This window comes from Pandoraea soli (assembly GCF_902459595.1).
GTDB classification, from domain to species: Bacteria; Pseudomonadota; Gammaproteobacteria; order Burkholderiales; family Burkholderiaceae; genus Pandoraea; species Pandoraea cepalis.
The window spans coordinates 1-17,492 of record NZ_CABPSG010000003.1 but is presented as its reverse complement, the minus strand read 5'-3'; the positions used below and the strand labels follow the sequence as shown (position 1 = coordinate 17,492).

The window sequence follows — 17,492 nt, the reverse complement described above, 5'->3', positions numbered from 1 at the left end:
CTCTGGGTGATGCCAGGAGCTTCAATGAAAATCGCAATCGGACAAATCGCTGTAGACCGTGAATTCGAAAGAAATCAGCAGAAATGCGTCGAGCTGATGCACACCGCCGCCAATGCCGGCGTTCGGCTCTTCGTCCTTCCTGAGGGCATTCTGGCGCGCGACATCGCCGACCCGGACCTTGTTTTGAGTGCTGCCCAGCCGCTCGACGGTCCGTTCATGACGGCTTTGCTCGAAAAGAGCAAGGGCAACGACATGACCACGATGCTGACCATACACGTCAACACTGGCGCTGAACGAGTCAAAAACGTCTTCGTGGCTATTCGTAATGGCGAGGTGATTGCCAAATACGAAAAGCTGCATCTTTACGACGCATTCTCGATGCAGGAGTCGGTCCGCGTCGCACCCGGTAATGAAGTCCCCCCGCTTGTCGAGGTGGACGGACTGCGTTTTGGCATGATGACTTGTTACGACGTTCGCTTCCCGGAACTTGCACGCCGATTGGCACTCGATGGCGCCGACGCTCTTGTGCTCCCAGCAGCCTGGGTCAGGGGACCGATGAAAGAATGGCACTGGGAAGTTCTCACGACGGCACGCGCTCTAGACAACACTTGCTATGTGATTGCAAGTGGCGAATGCGGCCCGCGCAACATCGGAGCAAGCGTCGTTGTCGACCCACTCGGCGTGGCAATCGCCCGCGCGGGAGAAGCGGAGACGCTTCTCTACGCTGAGATCGACCCTGCTCGCATCGACCACGCTCGGACGGTCCTGCCGGTTCTCGCAAACCGGCGCTTCGCTGCGCCAGAACTCAACAAGACCGAAGCAGGTGCGATAGTCGCCGCTTGACGCGACGGCTTCGGTAGAGAGACATACGGAGACTAAGTATGAAAACTTATAATTCAAATCGGAAGACGTGGATTGCCGTGATTGCAGCCGCAAGCGGAAACCTCCTCGAATTCTACGACTTTGCGGTATACGCGTACTTTGTCGCGACAATCGCAAAGCTGTTTTTTCCGAATCAGGACCCGGTAGTGTCGCTGATGGAAACCTTCGCAGCCTACGGAATTGGCTTCGTTGCGCGCCCCGTCGGAAGCCTTGTTATCGGCCGCATTGGCGACATCAAAGGTCGCAAGCCGGCGATGCTTTTGACCGTGACGTGTATGGCAATTGGCAGCATCGGGGTCGGTGTGGTGCCGAGCTATGAGTCGATTGGTGTTGCGGCTCCGATTCTCTTGGTTTCATTGCGCGCACTACAAGGCTTCGCAGCGGGGGGCGAATATGGTACGTCGACCGCCTTCATCGTCGAGTCCTCTCCGCCGGAACACCGTGGATTTTTCGGTAGTTTCCAGACTGTAAGTGCTTCGTGTGCCGCGCTGCTGGCTTCGATTGTTGCTTCGTTGCTGTCGCTTGTGCCCGCAGACGTCGTGCATGCATGGGCATGGCGCGTGCCGTTCGTAGCTGGCGGCATTGCCATTTCGCTGTTCAGCATTTTCCTGCGAGCCAAGACTGAAGAGACGCCGGAGTACGAGAAAAGCAAGAAGGAAGTGCTGACGATTCCCGTTGCAGGCAGCGCTGCGTTCAAGCTTGGCCTGAAGGCGTTTGGCTTCACGATTTTCTGGACCGTGCTGTCGTATCTCGTGAACGCGTACATGGTGACCTACACCCAGCGCGAGGCTGGCTTGGCGCGAGAACAGGCGCTTCTGGCGAGCAATATCGCGCTGCTTGTTCAGACATTGCTGCTTCCCGTTGCAGGTGCTATCTCGGATCGCGTTGGCCGTAAGCCGCTGCTTTTGTCGAGCTGCATTCTCACGGCAATCGTCGCGTATCCGATTCTGCGCGCGATGTCGAGCGGCGCTAGCTTCCAGCAGGTGCTGCTGTTGCAGTGCTGCTTCGGTGCACTGTTCGCTCTGTTCTCGGGGCCGGCGCCTGCTGCGATTTGCGAAATTTTCCCAACGAAGCTTCGTACGACGTGGATGAGCGTGGGCTTCACCCTCTCTGTATCGATTTTCGGCGGATTCTCGCCGCTCGTGTCGACGTGGCTCATTTCAACTCTGCATATGTCTGCGGCACCGTCGCTGTTGATTGTTCCGGCAGCAGTCATCTCCGGTCTTGTGATTTGCACGCTGCCAGTTTGGCGCCGCAGTGCAATTCAATCCAACGCCCACTAATTTAGGTTCTCCATGAGTGGGGTAGGTCTTGCGCGGGCACCGTTAGGTGCCCGCTTTTTCCTAATGTGAAAGAGGAAAATCCAATGGCAGTGAGCGTGTTTGACCTCTTTAAGATTGGCATCGGCCCGTCAAGCTCACACACAGTTGGCCCAATGCGCGCAGCACTGATGTTTGTGCGAGGCTTGGAAAGTTCCGAGATGTTGACATTTGTAGCGCGAGTCCGTGCCGAGCTTTACGGGTCTTTGGGGGCCACCGGAAAGGGGCACGGGACCGACAAAGGTGTGATCCTCGGGCTGCTCGGAGAGGCACCCGACACCATCGACGCAGACACTATTGAGTCACGTCTTCTGGAAGTGATTACTTCCGGTCAACTCACTCTTGCCGGTAGTCACCACGTCCCGTTTAGTGCCGGTCGCGATGTGGCCTTCTATCGGCAAGCACTTCCGGAACACCCCAACGGGTTAAAGCTTTTGGCGTACCGAGAGGACGGAAGCATTGTTCGTGAGTCTACGTACTTATCCGTCGGTGGAGGCTTCGTGGTGACCGCTGGCGCAGACAATTCGCGGATGCTCGATGCGCCACTCCAGTTGCCTTACCGATTCTCGAGCGGCAAGGAGCTTCTGCAGCTGTGCAGCGAGAACGAGCTGTCGATTGCTGAACTCATGATGCAGAACGAACTCGTGTGGCGGGCCGACGCTGAGATAGTCGAGGGACTTCGCCGCATTTGGGCGGTCATGCAAGCATGTGTGGACCGCGGCTGCAGGACTGAAGGAAACCTCGCGGGTCCATTGCGGGTCAAGCGACGAGCAAAGGCGCTGCATCAACAGCTGTTGCGCAAGGATGGTCGAGGCGACTGGTCTTTGGCGGCGATGGATTGGCTCAACCTCTTTGCGCTTGCAGTGAACGAGGAGAATGCCAGCGGCGGACGAGTGGTGACGGCACCGACCAACGGTGCGGCCGGCATCATCCCGGCAGTAATGCATTACTACATGAAGTTTATCTACGAGGCTGACGAGAAAGGCATTTTCGCCTTCCTGCTGACCTCTGCAGCCATCGGCACTCTGTACAAGTTGAACGCATCGATCTCTGGCGCAGAGGTCGGATGCCAGGGCGAAGTCGGAGTGGCTTGCTCGATGGCAGCTGGTGGATTGTGTGCTGCGATGGGAGGGACGCCGGAACAAGTTGAACACGCAGCTGAGATTGGCATGGAGCACAACCTCGGTCTGACGTGCGACCCCGTCGGGGGGATGGTGCAAATCCCATGCATCGAGAGAAACGCAATGGGTGCAGTCAAAGCAGTCAATGCAGCACGCATGGCGCTGAACGGAGACGGCAGCCACTACGTGTCGCTTGACTCTGTCATCAAGACAATGATGCAGACGGGCGCGGATATGAAGACGAAGTACAAGGAGACTTCGCGCGGAGGTTTAGCGGTCAACATTATCGAGTGCTGATACCGGACGGTCCGTAGGTCGTCTCTTGTCAATGCGCTCGCGGGATTGAGCATCGACATGTTCGAGCTTGCCGGTCTCGGCTCGCAGCTCGGAAATGCGGTCCTCGCCGACATCGTCCGCGACTAACTTGTCATCAAGGAGGTTGTCACAGCGGATCATGGTGGACAAATTGGCGTCGGAGTAACCGACTTTTGATGCACGCATTACAGACGAGCCAAGAGTCCATCCGGCTTGTCGAATTTCAGTTCACCCTATCGAGCTATTCGGCTTTTCGAACGCGCACGGAGGGCTGGGTATCAAATTTTTCGATAGGGCATGCCTCAAGCTCTATTGGGCAAGAGCGTTTTGCCGCGACACAATAGTTTTACGATGCAGCGCTAACGAAGCCTGCGTTGTCCATATCAAACATTGAAGAGGCCCCGACATGAAATTCACCGTCACGCCGCTCGTGGAAGACTTCGTCGCCGAGATTCCCGACTTTCCTTTCGAGTCCCTCGATGACGAGACCATCGAGCAGTTTCGTTCCGTCTGGAAACAGTATCCGCTCATCCGCTTCCGTAACGTGAAAATTGACGATGCAACGCAGGTGGCGTTCAGCAAGCGTCTCGGCCCGCCGGTCATTCATCCGCGCCAGCTGCAACAGGGTAAGAACGCGGAGTTTCCCGAAATCCTGGTCATCAGCAACAAGAAGAAGGTAGACGGTACGGCAGCAGGCGACTTGGGCGACGGTGAAGTGAACTGGCACACCGATACGTGGTTTGTTGAGCGTCCGCCTTCGGCTGCCATCCTGCGTTCGATCGAGATTCCTCCGGAAGGGGGTAATACGTATTTTGCGAACATGTACTCGGCGTACGCTGCACTGCCGGAAGCGTTGAAGCAACGCCTGAAGGGACTGGAAATTCATCACCAGAACGTCATCGATGGTCGTGGTGAGGTGCGTCTGAATAAGACGAAGCCGGACAATGAAGACTATGCGACGTGGTCGGGTGTCGACCATCCTATCGTTCGTCTGCACGGTGATTCGAAGAAGCCGTGTATCTATCTCGGCGGTGAACCGCACCGCCAAGCGATTGTGGGAATGCCGCAAGCCGAAGCGAAGGAGCTGCTCGCCGACCTTTGGGAACGCGCGACGGACAAGCATCACGTCTGGATTCAGCAGTGGCAGCCGGGCGACATGATGATGTGGGACAATCGTTGCCTGATGCACTATCGTGACTCGTTCGACCCGGCGACGACGCGTCTGATGCATCGCACGACGGTGGAAGGAGAACGTCCGGTCGCCGCGTAAGCTCGGGCAGTCTAGTCGTGCGCGGTCGTTGAGAAAGACGTTCTTACGGGAAGGCAAATCCCGATTTGCTTTCCCGTTCTCGTTTGATGGTTCCGGGAATGACCGTAACAACGGCGAAGGTGCGTCCATCATGGGACTCAAACTTAGGCAGATTGAGGCGTTTCGAGCAGTGATGCGTGCTGGCTCAATGACTGCAGCCGCGGAGATTCTTTCCATCGGTCAGCCAGCCGTCAGCTATCAGATTTCGACGCTTGAGACTGCGGTGGGCTTTGCGCTCTTCAATCGGGCGAAAGGGAAGCTTACCCCGACGGCAGACGCGTATCAGTTGCTCGCTGAGGTGGACCGACTGTACGACGGGATCTCTGGTATCGAAGCAGCCGCCGTCGAAATTGCAGGACATCACCGCGCCATTTTGCGAGTCCTGCTGACATCGGCGTTTTCAAACACCCTGATTGTCGGAGCCATTGGGCGGTTTGCAGCCAGCCATCCAGGTCTCCGTATTGATTTGGATGCGGCTCATCGTCCTGCCGTGGTTCGCAACGTCGCCAACGGCCTCGCAGACGTCGGGATTGTCTCCCTTCCGGTAAATGTCAGTCGAATCGTCGTCGAGCCGCTTTTCACGAGTGAGTTGGTCTGCGTCTTGCCTCGCACTCATCCGCTCGCCGATAGGGCTGCGGTGACACCCGATGACCTTGCCTCGCTACCGCTGATCGCGATGAAGCCAGGCGGCGTCATTCGTCCCATTCTCGAGCGTTGGTTCACTGCCGCCGGTCTTCACCGGGTCTTCGACTATGAAGTGCGCGATGCATGGGCCGCGATCGAGCTTGTGCGTGCGGGACTCGGCGTAACTGTGGTCTCTCGCATCAGTGCCGCATCACAAATTGGGATGTACGAAGACGCTCTCACGATTATCGATATCGAGTCAATTGAAGGCGTCGAGGTTGCTGCCATCATGCCCGAGACGGACGGTGGCAACCGTACGGCTACCTCCTTGCTTTATTTCCTAAAAGACGATCTAGCCGCTCGGCCAGCTCCCTAGCAGTGCGCGACGCAAAGCGTCGGATCAAAGGCAGAGTGGCTGATGCCGAGTGCTTCAAGGAGGCGGTTGTAGCAAAAGTCGTTTCCGGTCGCCTCCTAGAGCTCAATTTTTGACTATCAGGTGCGGTGACAACATTGCTCGGATCTCACGGCGCGCGTTATCAATGAAGGGCTTCAGGATAAGGGTTGACGAGTTACGCTGTGAAATGACGATCGAATAATCGCTTATGACTTTGGGTTCGAATGGAATGAACCTTAAGTGCCCCCCCGTGTATCCCGCGGCCGTCAGGGGGTCGATGATCGAGAGTCCCGCACCCGACTCGACCAGTTTGATGATCACCGAGGAAACCTGCGTTTCAACGTTGATTCGTCGACTCACGCCATGAGAGATCATGATGGAATCGATCCGCGTTCGCGCTTCCATCAGCGGCGAGAAAGAGACGAAGCGCTCTCCTTCGAAATCCTCTGGCTGAAGCGTCTGACGGTTCGCTAGACGATGCGCCGCAGGCACGACGCCGACCATCTTCGCCGAGACCAGAATCTCGCTGTTCCCATGTCGCGTCGCTTTCAGAGGCACCATCGCGAAGCCGAGGTCACAACGATCGCTCGCGACCATGTCGAGAACCGTCGCCGAGCTATGCATATGCATGGTGATCAGCACGTCCGGATGGGCTTTCGTGAAACTCGCTATCGCTCGCGGCAGAAACGAATGCGCCATGTTAGGCGCGGTGGCGATCTCGATGTGTCCGAGCTTTAGCGTCTTGATGTTGCTCGCGGCGTTCGCGATGCGTTCGATGCCGACCAGAGACTGATGCACATCAGTGAACAGAAGCGCCGCTTCCGCCGTGGGCACCAGGCGTCCTTTCTCGCGCGAGAACAGCGTAAGACCGATGCGCTCTTCGAGATCGGCCACGAGACGGGTCACGACCGGCTGCGTGACTTCGAGCATTTCGGCCGCGCCCGTTACGGACTTTCTCACCATGATTGCTCGGAATGCTTCCAGGTGTCGCAGTGTTATTTTTTTATCCATAGCAAAAAGACATTGATCTATTGTATTTGGCTATTATACGTCGTATTTCTTTAAAAGAAAAGTCATAAAAATCAGCATGTTATGATATTTACATTGGTATATTGTAAAACAACATTGAATCGGGTTTTTCCCAGTTAGATACGGGATTTTTTGCGATTAGCATATGACCTATAAACAGTCCGGATGCTTCGATCCGGGCGAATCCGATTTTTTCTGAGTTATTAGGGCCAATGAAGCATTCGAAACTTGCCGTGAAAGCAGTCGCTCTTGCGCTTCTTATGGGGGCGCATCGTGTCTCTCACTCCGCGGCATCGTCCGCCGACGCGCGTCCGACGATCGTGATTAGCGCAAGCTCCGCCGACGTAGCCACGCTGGACCCGGACCGGGCCACCAACTTCGGCGATCTTGGCATCGTGTCGGAAATCTTCAACGGACTGGTCCGATTCGCACCCGGCAGCGCCGATCCGCAGGCGATCGAGCCCGATCTGGCCACCGACTGGCAAGCGTCCGCCGACAAGACGGTGTGGATTTTTCACCTGCGCAAGGGCGTGCAGTTCCACGGTGGCTATGGAGAAATGAAAGCGGACGACGTCGTCTATTCGGTACGGCGCGCGGCCGATCCAAAGCACTCGAGCTTCGCCGCGGACTTCGCGGTCATCGACAAGGTCGAGGCGCTCGATGACTACACGGTGCGCTTCACCCTCAAGCATCCGTCCGCTGCGTTTCTGGGACTAGTGGCCAACTACCATGGTGGGAGCGTCCTCAGCAAAGCCGCTGCTGAGGCGCTCGGCAAGAAATTCGGTCAGGCGCCGATCGGAACGGGCCCGTTCGTATTCACGCAACTCGTGACGCAACAATACGTGAAGCTCGTCGCCAATGATGCGTATTTCAGGGGCAAGCCCAGGCTCTCCGGAATCATGTATCGCATGATCCTGTCGGACAGTGCACGGGAACTGGCCGTCACAACGAACGAGATCGACCTGATGGCCGCAAAGCGTGAACAACGCTGGGTTGAAAGGGCGAGAAGTCGCGGCATGAACGTGGACATCATGGATCCCGCGGAGTTTCGCACCATCTTCATCAATCGCAACATCAAACCACTGGATAACCTGAAGGTTCGCCAGGCGATTGCCGCAGCAATCAATGTCGATGAAATCGTTCGCTATGCCGGCAAGGACGTCGCGGACAAGGGGTGTTCCGTCGTCCCGAATGGCTATCTCGGAGAGGACTGCAGCAGCGGCGCTTATGCCTACGATCCGGCCCGCGCCCGACAGCTTTTGGCTGAGGCCGGATTTCCCAACGGCCTGACGCTCCACTCGGTCGTTTCGAACGTCTCATCGCAGCAGCCAATCATGGAGATCATCCAGGCGCAGCTCGCGCACGTGGGCATCACGCTCGACATGGAAGTGGTGGATCACGCCACGTATCAGGCGAAAAGCCGCAAGGACCAGAGCGCGATCGTCTTCTATGGAGCGGCCCGTTTTCCGACCGCGGGGAACTGGCTGAGAGAATTCTACGATTCGGCGGCATCGATCGGTGCGCCGGGGGCTATGTCGAATTTTGGGCATTGCTCTGTCGCTGACGAGGAGATTCGGGCTGCAGCCGTTGAGCCCGACGCGCAGCGGCAAATCGACCTCTGGAAACAGGCGCAACAAAAAATTCACGACGATGTATGCGCCGTTCCTCTTTTCGGTCTGAAGCAAGTGTGGGTGCACAGCAAAAATGTCAATCTCGGTTATCAGCTCAAGGGGGCCTTGAGTCTGCAACCGCCCGTGACCGAGCTTACGACCGTGTCGCGAGACAAGCCCTGAGGAACGCCTTTTCCGATGCCCTGTCTCGCTGGTGCGCGCTCAATTGGACGGCGACCAGCGATCGAAGAGCGCGATGCGTTCACGTGTTTTCGCAAGGATGTCCGTTATGGATCAAGCGTTTGATTTCGTCGTAGTCGGGGCCGGCATGGTCGGTGCCGCCGCCGGGTATGGACTGGTGCGCGAAGGTCTTCGCGTGTTGATGCTCGATGGAGAAGACACCGACTATCGAGCGGCAAAGGCCAACTTCGGTCTGGTGTGGGCGCACGGCAAGGGACAAGGCCAGCCGCAATACCAGCGTCTGACCTTGGAGGCGGTCGCGGATTGGCCAGGTTTCGCCTCGCAGTTGGAAGACGAGAGCGGTATGTCGGTCGTCTACGAGCAGAACGGTGGACTGCATTTTTGCCTGAGCGAAAAGGAGTTCTCCGAGCGTGCCGCGCGTATGAACGCGTGGCGCGCCCAGCTTCGCGACGTCGCTCCGTCTACGCGCATGGTCGATCGGAGCGAGCTCGAGCGTCTGCTTCCAGCTGTGCGTCTTGGCAGGGATGTGTACGGTGCGAGCCTTGGACCGTTCGATGGACACGTCAACCCCTTGCGCCTGCTTGCCGCGCTGCAAGCCGCATTCGTCCGACGCGGCGGCACGTTGCGAAGCGGGCAGGCAGTGAGAGCGATCAAACCTCTGGCGGGCGGCGGCTTCGAGGTAACGGCCGGCGCACACAAGACGCGAGCGGAGCGAGTCCTTATTTCAGCCGGTCTCGGTTCGAAGACTTTGGGTCCGATGGTTGGCCTCGACGTTCCTATCCGTCCGCAGCGCGGACAGTTGCTCGTCACTGAAAGACTCGCGCCATTGCTGCCATTGCCCGCAAGCGGTCTTCGCCAAACAGGCGAAGGCACGGTGATGATCGGCGTGACGCAGGAAGAAGTCGGATTCGATCTTCACACCACGTCCGATGCGGCGGTTCGCATGGCTCGCAAGGCCGTGCAGATCCTTCCTGACCTCGCGAAAGCGCGCCTAGTGCGCCAGTGGTCCTGCCTGCGAATCATGACGCCCGATGGCGCGCCGATCTATGCGAGCTCACAGGTACATCTCGGCGCGGATATCGCGATCTGCCATTCGGGCGTCACGCTAGCTTCGTTCCACGCGGGCGCTTATGCGCGTGCGCTCGCTAAGGGCACGTCATCAAACACTCTCGATGCTTTCCATCATGGCCGTTTCGATATTCAAAAAGTTGCCTGATCTCGTCGCACCTACGCTAACGATATACATCGACGGCCACGCTGTCGCAGCTGAGCGCGGGGAAACCGTTGCGGCGGTCTTGCTGCGAGAAGGCAAGACCGCGAGCCGGACGACGCCGGTGCATGGCTCGTCGCGCGCACCGTACTGCATGATGGGTGTGTGCTTCGAGTGTCTGGCCGTCGTCGACGGAGTAGCGTCGACGCAATCGTGTCTGGTAACAGTGGAAGAAGGAATGCGTGTCGAGCGACAACTCGGCCGAAAGAAGGTGACGCAATGATTCGCGATTTCGATGTAGTAGTCGTAGGCGCGGGACCGGCGGGCATGAGCGCGGCCGTGCGCCTGCGAAGCAACGCTGTTTCGGTCCTGGTGGTCGATGAGCAGCCGGCTCCCGGCGGTCAGATCTACCGCGCGGTTGAAGCCGTTGCGCTGACCCCGGTAGGCGAGATTCTGGGCGATGAATACCGCGCGGGCGCGAGTCTGGCTGAATCCTTCCGCCGTAGCGGAGCGGTCTATGAGCCGATGACGCAGGTCTGGCAGATCGAGGCCGGCTGGCGCGTGTACATGACGCGCGGAGGGCGCGCGGAGATGGTGCGTGCGAAGCAGGTCGTGCTCGCGCTGGGCGCCCAGGAACGTCCCACGCCTTTCCCGGGTTGGACGCTGCCTGGCGTACTCACTGTCGGTGCTGGACAGATTCTGCTTAAGACTTCGCGACAGATCCCTTCGGATCCCGTATGGGTCGCAGGGGCCGGGCCATTGCCGTTGCTTTACATGGCTCAGTTGATTCGAGCGGGCGGAAAGATCGCCGGCTGGCTGGATACGGCGCCGCCGGGCGCAATCCGCCGCGCGCTGCCGTGGACTGGCGCCGTGCTCGCGGGCTGGAGCGATATCCGCAAGGGCTTGCAGTGGATGCGCGAACTCAGGAAGGCCGGCGTTAGGCATGTGCGGGGCGTGGTGAACATCCGTGCGCTTGGCGATGGGCGCTTGGAGGAAGTGGAGTACACGCTGAGCGACGGAACAACGCGACGCGAATCAGCCCATGTTCTTCTTTCGCATGAAGGCGTGGTGCCTTCCATCCACATGACGCGTGCACTTGACTGTCGCCACACGTGGAGCTCTCAGCAGTCGTGCCTCGTCCCAGACCTCGACGAATGGGGCGAGACGAGCCAGAAGGGAATTTTCGTTGCCGGCGATGGCGCGGGCATTGGAGGCGCGAAGGCGGCAGCCGTTCGTGGAGAGTTGGCCGCGATTGGCGTCGCGCTCCGTGCAGCACGCTTGTCCGAAACGTCCGCATCGTCTCAGGCTGCGCCGTTGAGAAAGCAGCTTCACAGCCTGCTCCAGTTGCGGCCCATGCTCGATGCCCTGTATCCGCCGCGCGCGAGCATCCTCGTCCCGGGCGACGAGACTATCGTCTGTCGCTGTGAAGAACTCACGGCTGGCGACATTCGCAAAGCCGCCGCGCTCGGCCAGCCCGGGCCGAATCAGCTCAAGGCGTTTACGCGGGCAGGAATGGGGCCGTGTCAGGGCAGGCAATGCGGGTACACGGTGGCTCACATCGTCGCGTCGGCGCAAGGGCGTCCGGTGACGGAAGTCGGCTTCTACCGCATCAGACCGCCGCTGAAGCCAGTGACGCTTGGAGAGCTCGCCTCGCTCGAAACGGAGAGCGGCGAATGAAGACGCTTCACGGCACCTCGCGATATTTGGCGACGGCGTCTCTTTCTCGACGTCCGTTGAAAACGGCGCATTTTAAGGAGCATCACCAATGATCCGCTATGCGATCAAGCGCCTCTTGCTGGCAGTTCCCACGCTGCTGGCGATGCTAACCGCGGTATTCGTACTCGTCCGGCTCGTTCCCGGCGACCCCGCCGCGGCGATGCTGGGCGACCAGGCGAGCGCGCAGGCGCTCAACGCGCTGCGCAAGCAGATGGGCCTCGACTTGCCTGTCTACGTGCAATACCTGCACTTCATGCGCGACATGATGTCCGGAAACTTCGGCGCGTCAATGGCGAGCGGCAGAACCGTCTTGCAAGAGGTCGCGCTCGTCTTGCCGTGGACACTTCAGCTATCGCTTGCATCCATTGCCATCGGACTCGTCATCGGGCTTCCGCTCGGCATATGGGCGGCACTGCGACGCAATGCGTGGCCGGACTATCTCGGCCGCTTGCTCTCGCTCGTCGGCCTGTCGTTCCCCTCGTTCGTTTCCGCGATCCTGCTCCTGCTCGTCTTTGCGGTTCATCTGCGCTGGCTGCCGGTCATCACGAGCATGGATCAGGGCGTCGGCGTCCAATTGCGCAACCTCGCGTTACCCGCGTTCAATCTTGGCCTCATCATGGCGGCCTATGTTATGCGTGTCACGCGCTCCTCAATGCTGAATGTGATGAGCGAGGACTTCATCCGCACGGCGCGTGCGAAGGGTGTGGGCACGGTGCGGTTGGTCTTGCGACACGGATTGCACAACGCCTTGATTCCCATCGTGACCGTGGTCGGCTTGTACTTCGGCACGCTCATCGGAAACTCGGTGCTGACTGAAATCATCTTCAACCGGCCCGGACTCGGCAAGCTCATTCTGAGCGCCCTGAATACGCGCGATTACACGCTACTTCAGGGTTTGATGGTCGTCTTCGCGGCCTGTGTGGTCGTCGTCAATCTGCTGACCGACCTTGTCTATGGATTGATCGATCCTCGGGTGAAATACAAATGAATAACGTTGCGGCATCCATGGCGACGAAGCTGTCCGCCAAATCCAACCCCGTATGGCAGGCACTCAGGAAGAATCGCCTGTCGTGGATCGGAATTGGTCTCCTCGCGCTGATCGTCTTCATCGCCGTGTTCGCGCCCTGGATCGCGCCATACGATCCTTTGCAGCAGCACATCAATTTCCGACTCGATCCGCCGTCGGCGCGATTCTGGCTCGGCACGGACAGCTTTGGCCGCGACGTGCTCTCGCGTTTGATTTTCGGCGCGCGAATCTCGCTGCTGGTCAGCTTCGTCGCCATTCTGATCGCGATGTCCGTCGGTTCGGCGCTCGGCATTCTCGCCGGCTATTTCGGCGGGATCGTCGATCAGTTCGTCACGGGTTTGGTCGATGTGCTGCTCTCGTTCCCGGCTCTGTTGCTCGGTCTCATGGTGGCCGCGATGCTGGGGGCCAGCCTCGAAAACCTGATCATCGCGATCGCGATCACCGAAGTCGCGCCGTTCATTCGCGTCGCGCGTGCGCCGACCATCGCGCTGAAGCAGCGGGATTTCGTCGAAGCGGGGCGGGCGCTGGGCTTCGGACATATCAGGCTGATGTGGGTTCATATCCTGCCGAACATGATTTCCGACGTGGTCGTTCTCGGATCGCTGTGGATGGCGACCGCCATCCGCACGGAAGCATCGCTGAGCTTCATCGGCATGGGCGTGCCTCCGCCGACGGCCACGTGGGGCAGCATGATTCGTGACGGCTTCGAGAATATTCTCGATGCCTGGTGGCTCACGGTCTTTCCCAGCGTTGCGATCCTGCTCACGGTCCTGGCGCTCAACTTACTCGGCGACGCGTTGCGCGACGCAATTGATCCGAAAATGCGCTCGGAGCGGTCATGAAACCAGAATTCACTCCTCAAGTTCCCATGCTCGAGCTGCGCAACCTGCGCACGGAGTTTCGAGTAGGCGGGGCATGGCACGCAGCGGTCAATGACGTTTCGCTCAAAGTCATGCGCAACGAAACGCTGGCGGTCGTCGGTGAATCCGGTAGCGGAAAGAGCGTCACGGCGCTCTCGGTTCTGCGCCTCTTGCCGCAGGGTTTGACGCGTCACGGTGGCGGGCAGATTCTGTTCGAAGGTCAGAATCTCGAATCGCTTCCCGAGAAGCAGATGAATAAGCTTCGCGGCAATTCGATCGCGATGATATTTCAGGAGCCCATGACCTCGCTCAATCCCACGATGACCGTGGGCGAGCAGATCGCCGAAGCGATCCGGCAGCACCGGAGCGTCTCCAAAACGGAAGCACGCCGTCTCGCCCTCGAAGTGCTCAACGAGGTGAGGATTCCGGCAGCCGACGAGCGCTTCGGCCACTATCCGCATCAATTTTCTGGCGGCATGCGCCAGCGCGTCATGATCGCGATGGCGCTTGTGTGCAAGCCTCGTGTCCTGCTGGCCGATGAGCCGACGACCGCGCTCGATGTGACCATCCAGGCGCAGATTCTCAGTCTCTTGAGCGATCTCAAGACGGCGTATGGCATGGCGGTCGTGTTCATCACGCACAATCTGGGCGTCGTCGCACAGATTGCCGACAAGGTCGCGGTCATGTACGCCGGCGAAGTCGTGGAGGCAGCGGACGTGCAGACGCTGTTTGCCTCACCGACGCACCCTTACACAGAGGCCCTTCTGCGCGCGATGCCGCGCGTCGATGTGGACCATCAGAGCCTAGAGGCGATTCCGGGTGGCGTGCCAGCCATCACGGCACGGCCTGCCGGTTGCGCGTTCGCGCCACGTTGCCGGCTGAAGGAGCCGCGCTGTGAAGTCGAGCGGCCGTCGCTTGCCGACATCGGCGCCGGACATCAGGTCCGATGCCTCGTGCGGGTCGAACAAATGACGGAGAACGTATGAGTACGCTTCTGGAAGTCAAGAACCTGGTCAAGCGCTTCGAAAGCGGTGACGGCTGGTTGGGTGGCCCGGCTCAGATCGTTCGGGCCGTGAACGACGTCTCTTTCAGCGTGGGACGCGGACAGTCGATCGGGCTGGTCGGCGAATCGGGATGCGGGAAATCGACTGTCGCACGGATGCTTTTGCGGCTCATCGAACCGAACGAGGGCAGTCTGCTTTTCGATGGCGAAGATATCCGGAAAGCGACGGGATCGCGGCTGCGAGCTTTGCGTAGGCGCATGCAGATTGTCTTCCAGGACCCTTATGCATCGTTGAATCCGCGACGAACGGTTCGCCAGGCGCTCACGGAGCCGCTCGTCGTGCATAAGGCTGGCGACGGCAAAACGATCGCAAGAAAGGTCGAGCAGGCCATAGAAGAGGTTGGCCTTCCTCAATCCGCGCTCGATCGCTTCCCTCACGAGTTCTCGGGTGGCCAACGTCAGCGCATTGGTATTGCACGTGCGCTGGTGCTGGACCCGGAAATCATCGTCGCGGACGAACCGGTATCCGCGCTTGATGTGTCAGTGCAGGCTCAGATACTGCAGCTACTCGAAAGGCTGAAGCGGGATCGTGGGCTGTCGTTTGTGTTCGTTTCTCACGACCTCGCGGTCGTTCGCCACTTCTGCGACACGGTATGCGTGATGTACCTTGGACGCATCATCGAGCAGGGGCCGGCGGGTGAAGTATTGGAGCAACCGCTGCATCCCTATAGCCGCATTCTACGAGACTCCTCGCCAGTGCCCGATCCGCAAGCCCGGATTACTCTGACCAAAATTCAAGGAGAGATTCCGGCGCCGACAAATCTGCCGTCCGGATGTACTTTTCATCCGCGATGCGCCAGGGCGAAGCCCGAATGCTCGTCGCAGTTGCCTCCGTTAACGCAGACGGGCACATCACGGTCGGTGGCCTGCTTCTATCCGCTGGTCGATGAAACGACAAGTCGGTCGAGCGTATCGCATGCAACGGCGTGAAACCGGAGCGAGTCATCTCGGCGATCTTAAATAGCCACACATCTTTGCAGTTTCAACGCCGTTTCACCCCTTTTGAGAGGAACAGAAGTATGAGCGACATCGTTCGCATCAACACGAACGCCCGACGCAGCAGTGCCGTGGTGTACAACGGAATCGCATTCCTGGGCGGCCAGACTGCCGAAGACCGCAGTCAGGACATTCGCGGTCAGACGCGTCAGACGCTGGCGCGTATCGACAAGTTTCTCGCCGAAGTTGGCACTGACAAAAGCCGCCTTCTGACCGCTCAAATCTGGCTCAAGGACATCAAGGCAGACTTCGCGGCCATGAATGAAATCTGGGATGCATGGTTGACACCTGGCGCTGCATCGACTCGCGCGACTGCGCAATGCGAGATGGGAGCACCGGACGTTCTGGTGGAGATTATCGTGAGCGCCGCGGTCGGCTCGTGAACCGGTTGTCTGAACATGGCATGATCCTCTCCCTAGTTCGTTAGAACCGTACTGCGGCGTGGCTCTGGAGGACGTTTGGGGCTCGGGGCGTTGATTTTGCGATCCGACGCCTCGAGTTCGACGGCTGCGCCGTGACGCATCCAGAAGGAGAGGGAATAATGGGGGGGGGCGGAGTCGTTCGCCCGCGGTGATATGGGCGTCCCCGCCCTACGGGTATCTTGAGGACGCTGGTTCAGGCGCCCCAACGTGTCAGCTGTCCCTCTCGGCTTGATCGCATGATCCGTACCTTGAAAGAGCAATGCGTGCATCGGCAACGGTTCGAGACGATCCAGCATGCCGCTCGCGTGATCGGTGACTGGAGACGTTTCTACAACCACCGACGCCAACACCAAGCGCTCAGGATGAAGACCCCGGCTGAGGCATTCGCGTTAGCCGCTTAATCTGAGCAGGATCCGCTGGGTCATTACAGTTGTGTCAAAAAAATAACTTTTTTTGCATTTATTTTTGATTTAATTATTTAGTTGTATTAATTCGCATTTGGTATAAATTTCTTTGCGTCGAGGTTTCCATTTGCCAGTCGCGAGGCATGAGGAGGGGCCGTGAGTGATACCCAGACTTGGGTGAGAATTGGGCCAGATGCCTTGGGTCGAACTGTGCGGATCAACGTGACGAGTCTAGCTATCCCAGTCGCCGGTGGGCGACTGCTCTACGAGCATATTCCGGCATTTGTAGAGGGACAGGCAATGTTGTCGCAACAACGGATTTACGCGACATTGTGCAAGTTCGGTAGGGCACTAATCGAGTCTGGATACAAAGAGCTGCTTGGGGGGGATCGCTTATGGGATCGTGCGATAAGGGACAGCTATCGGTACCTAATGACAACGAGGCGCACAGATGCCACGCTAAGAACCAGGGTGACGAGCTGGAACAAAGTGATCGAACCGTTTCTGCTCTTTCTTCGTCAGAGGCTTGCTACTTTTTCGCATGATGTACACCTTCCTCGCATCCCGAGTTCGCTCATGGGGACCGAAGAGCGACGAGTGGAGACACTTCTGGAGCTGGAGCCAAAGGCCGTACCAACAAGCTCAAAGATGGACGCGAAATTGGTTATTGGTCTCGGGATTAGAGATTCCGATTTTCTACGCACGTATGGCGAAGAGTTGGCGCGACGCCGAGCGCTTCTTAGAGATGCCTGCCTTTCTTGGTGGGACTCAATCGCCGCTCACTATAGATTTGGGCAGAAGATTCGACACGGGCGTGCTGTCGATGCTCTGCAGGAGCTCTATGACCGTGGTGTGCGCCGTCGGGGGATAGCAGATGGCGGCGGGCGCGGAGCAACACACATATTGAATGGATGGCGGTCTCAAGAGTCAAGTGCAACGTTGAGCTAACCCAGCGGTTTCCAATTCCTTGGCCATTGCTTCCTCGGGGGT

At 58.6% G+C, this 17,492-nt stretch carries 16 protein-coding genes; 15 read left to right on the top strand and 1 reads right to left on the bottom strand.

Translation table 11 applies throughout. The features are described from left to right. Window positions 1-24: 24 nt before the first annotated feature. From PSO31014_RS06585 to PSO31014_RS06565, 5 genes are all read left to right on the top strand, one after another. A complete protein-coding gene (locus PSO31014_RS06585; RefSeq protein WP_063598847.1) occupies window positions 25-843 on the top strand; it encodes a deaminated glutathione amidase in 819 nt (272 codons plus the stop codon). A gap of 38 nt (window positions 844-881) precedes the next feature. After that, a complete protein-coding gene (locus PSO31014_RS06580; RefSeq protein ID WP_150550882.1) occupies window positions 882-2,165 on the top strand; it encodes an MFS transporter in 1,284 nt (427 codons plus the stop codon). A gap of 83 nt (window positions 2,166-2,248) precedes the next feature. After that, entirely contained in the window at window positions 2,249-3,619 is a 1,371-nt protein-coding gene (locus PSO31014_RS06575) for an L-serine ammonia-lyase (RefSeq protein WP_150550881.1), read from the top strand. 424 nt (window positions 3,620-4,043) lie between these two features. Continuing rightward, a complete protein-coding gene (locus tag PSO31014_RS06570) occupies window positions 4,044-4,907 on the top strand; it encodes a TauD/TfdA dioxygenase family protein (RefSeq protein ID WP_063598850.1) in 864 nt (287 codons plus the stop codon). Between the two features lie 28 nt (window positions 4,908-4,935). Continuing rightward, on the top strand, window positions 4,936-5,946 hold the full coding sequence (locus tag PSO31014_RS06565; RefSeq protein WP_150550880.1) for a LysR family transcriptional regulator: 1,011 nt from the start codon (window positions 4,936-4,938) through the stop codon (window positions 5,944-5,946). 102 nt (window positions 5,947-6,048) lie between these two features. On the opposite strand, the gene PSO31014_RS06560 is transcribed toward PSO31014_RS06565, so the two are convergent. After that, the gene (locus PSO31014_RS06560) at window positions 6,049-6,975 is read right to left on the bottom strand and encodes a LysR substrate-binding domain-containing protein (RefSeq protein ID WP_063598852.1); all 927 of its coding nucleotides are present in this window, start codon (window positions 6,973-6,975) and stop codon (window positions 6,049-6,051) included. A gap of 230 nt (window positions 6,976-7,205) precedes the next feature. Here PSO31014_RS06560 and PSO31014_RS06555 point away from each other — a divergent pair, with 230 nt between their 5' ends. The 10 genes from PSO31014_RS06555 (at window position 7,206) to PSO31014_RS06510 (ending at window position 16,499) form a co-directional block, all read left to right on the top strand. Further along, window positions 7,206-8,786 carry an ABC transporter substrate-binding protein gene (locus PSO31014_RS06555; protein ID WP_150550879.1) on the top strand — a complete coding sequence of 527 codons (1,581 nt, stop codon included), beginning with the start codon at window positions 7,206-7,208 and terminating at the stop codon, window positions 8,784-8,786. Between the two features lie 106 nt (window positions 8,787-8,892). Continuing rightward, on the top strand, window positions 8,893-10,020 hold the full coding sequence (locus PSO31014_RS06550) for an NAD(P)/FAD-dependent oxidoreductase (protein WP_150550878.1): 1,128 nt from the start codon (window positions 8,893-8,895) through the stop codon (window positions 10,018-10,020). Next, window positions 9,989-10,297 (top strand): (2Fe-2S)-binding protein, encoded by a 309-nt coding sequence (locus PSO31014_RS06545; protein WP_174976448.1) that lies wholly within the window; start codon window positions 9,989-9,991, stop codon window positions 10,295-10,297. Before PSO31014_RS06550 ends, PSO31014_RS06545 begins: the two co-directional genes overlap by 32 nt. Beyond that, window positions 10,294-11,691, top strand: a complete 1,398-nt coding sequence (locus PSO31014_RS06540) for an NAD(P)/FAD-dependent oxidoreductase (RefSeq protein ID WP_063598855.1) — start codon at window positions 10,294-10,296, stop codon at window positions 11,689-11,691. The genes PSO31014_RS06545 and PSO31014_RS06540 overlap by 4 nt, the downstream gene beginning before the upstream one ends. A gap of 88 nt (window positions 11,692-11,779) precedes the next feature. After that, a complete protein-coding gene (locus tag PSO31014_RS06535; protein WP_063598856.1) occupies window positions 11,780-12,718 on the top strand; it encodes an ABC transporter permease in 939 nt (312 codons plus the stop codon). Then, entirely contained in the window at window positions 12,715-13,599 is an 885-nt protein-coding gene (locus PSO31014_RS06530) for an ABC transporter permease (RefSeq protein WP_231113165.1), read from the top strand. Before PSO31014_RS06535 ends, PSO31014_RS06530 begins: the two co-directional genes overlap by 4 nt. Further along, window positions 13,596-14,603: an ABC transporter ATP-binding protein gene (locus tag PSO31014_RS06525; protein WP_063598857.1), complete on the top strand. Its 1,008-nt coding sequence runs from the start codon at window positions 13,596-13,598 to the stop codon at window positions 14,601-14,603. Before PSO31014_RS06530 ends, PSO31014_RS06525 begins: the two co-directional genes overlap by 4 nt. Next, window positions 14,600-15,610: an ABC transporter ATP-binding protein gene (locus tag PSO31014_RS06520; protein ID WP_174976424.1), complete on the top strand. Its 1,011-nt coding sequence runs from the start codon at window positions 14,600-14,602 to the stop codon at window positions 15,608-15,610. Before PSO31014_RS06525 ends, PSO31014_RS06520 begins: the two co-directional genes overlap by 4 nt. Window positions 15,611-15,699: 89 nt before the next feature. After that, complete coding sequence (locus PSO31014_RS06515) at window positions 15,700-16,059, top strand: RidA family protein (RefSeq protein WP_063598859.1); 360 nt, start codon at window positions 15,700-15,702, stop codon at window positions 16,057-16,059. 275 nt (window positions 16,060-16,334) lie between these two features. Continuing rightward, window positions 16,335-16,499: an integrase core domain-containing protein gene (locus tag PSO31014_RS06510; protein WP_246176424.1), complete on the top strand. Its 165-nt coding sequence runs from the start codon at window positions 16,335-16,337 to the stop codon at window positions 16,497-16,499. The last annotated feature ends 993 nt before the right edge of the window (window positions 16,500-17,492 follow it).

Bases quoted from the DNA above. Each gene is read 5' to 3' on its own strand.
- PSO31014_RS06560 (WP_063598852.1), bottom strand. From the start codon at position 6,975: ATGGATAAAAAAATAACACTGCGACACCTGGAAGCATTCCGAGCAATC.
- PSO31014_RS06525 (WP_063598857.1), top strand. From the start codon at position 13,596: ATGAAACCAGAATTCACTCCTCAAGTTCCCATGCTCGAGCTGCGCAAC.
- PSO31014_RS06570 (WP_063598850.1), top strand. From the start codon at position 4,044: ATGAAATTCACCGTCACGCCGCTCGTGGAAGACTTCGTCGCCGAGATT.
- PSO31014_RS06530 (WP_231113165.1), top strand. From the start codon at position 12,715: ATGAATAACGTTGCGGCATCCATGGCGACGAAGCTGTCCGCCAAATCC.
- PSO31014_RS06520 (WP_174976424.1), top strand. From the start codon at position 14,600: ATGAGTACGCTTCTGGAAGTCAAGAACCTGGTCAAGCGCTTCGAAAGC.
- PSO31014_RS06575 (WP_150550881.1), top strand. From the start codon at position 2,249: ATGGCAGTGAGCGTGTTTGACCTCTTTAAGATTGGCATCGGCCCGTCA.
- PSO31014_RS06535 (WP_063598856.1), top strand. From the start codon at position 11,780: ATGATCCGCTATGCGATCAAGCGCCTCTTGCTGGCAGTTCCCACGCTG.
- PSO31014_RS06585 (WP_063598847.1), top strand. From the start codon at position 25: ATGAAAATCGCAATCGGACAAATCGCTGTAGACCGTGAATTCGAAAGA.
- PSO31014_RS06545 (WP_174976448.1), top strand. From the start codon at position 9,989: ATGGCCGTTTCGATATTCAAAAAGTTGCCTGATCTCGTCGCACCTACG.
- PSO31014_RS06540 (WP_063598855.1), top strand. From the start codon at position 10,294: ATGATTCGCGATTTCGATGTAGTAGTCGTAGGCGCGGGACCGGCGGGC.
- PSO31014_RS06510 (WP_246176424.1), top strand. From the start codon at position 16,335: ATGATCCGTACCTTGAAAGAGCAATGCGTGCATCGGCAACGGTTCGAG.
- PSO31014_RS06555 (WP_150550879.1), top strand. From the start codon at position 7,206: ATGAAGCATTCGAAACTTGCCGTGAAAGCAGTCGCTCTTGCGCTTCTT.
- PSO31014_RS06580 (WP_150550882.1), top strand. From the start codon at position 882: ATGAAAACTTATAATTCAAATCGGAAGACGTGGATTGCCGTGATTGCA.
- PSO31014_RS06550 (WP_150550878.1), top strand. From the start codon at position 8,893: ATGGATCAAGCGTTTGATTTCGTCGTAGTCGGGGCCGGCATGGTCGGT.
- PSO31014_RS06515 (WP_063598859.1), top strand. From the start codon at position 15,700: ATGAGCGACATCGTTCGCATCAACACGAACGCCCGACGCAGCAGTGCC.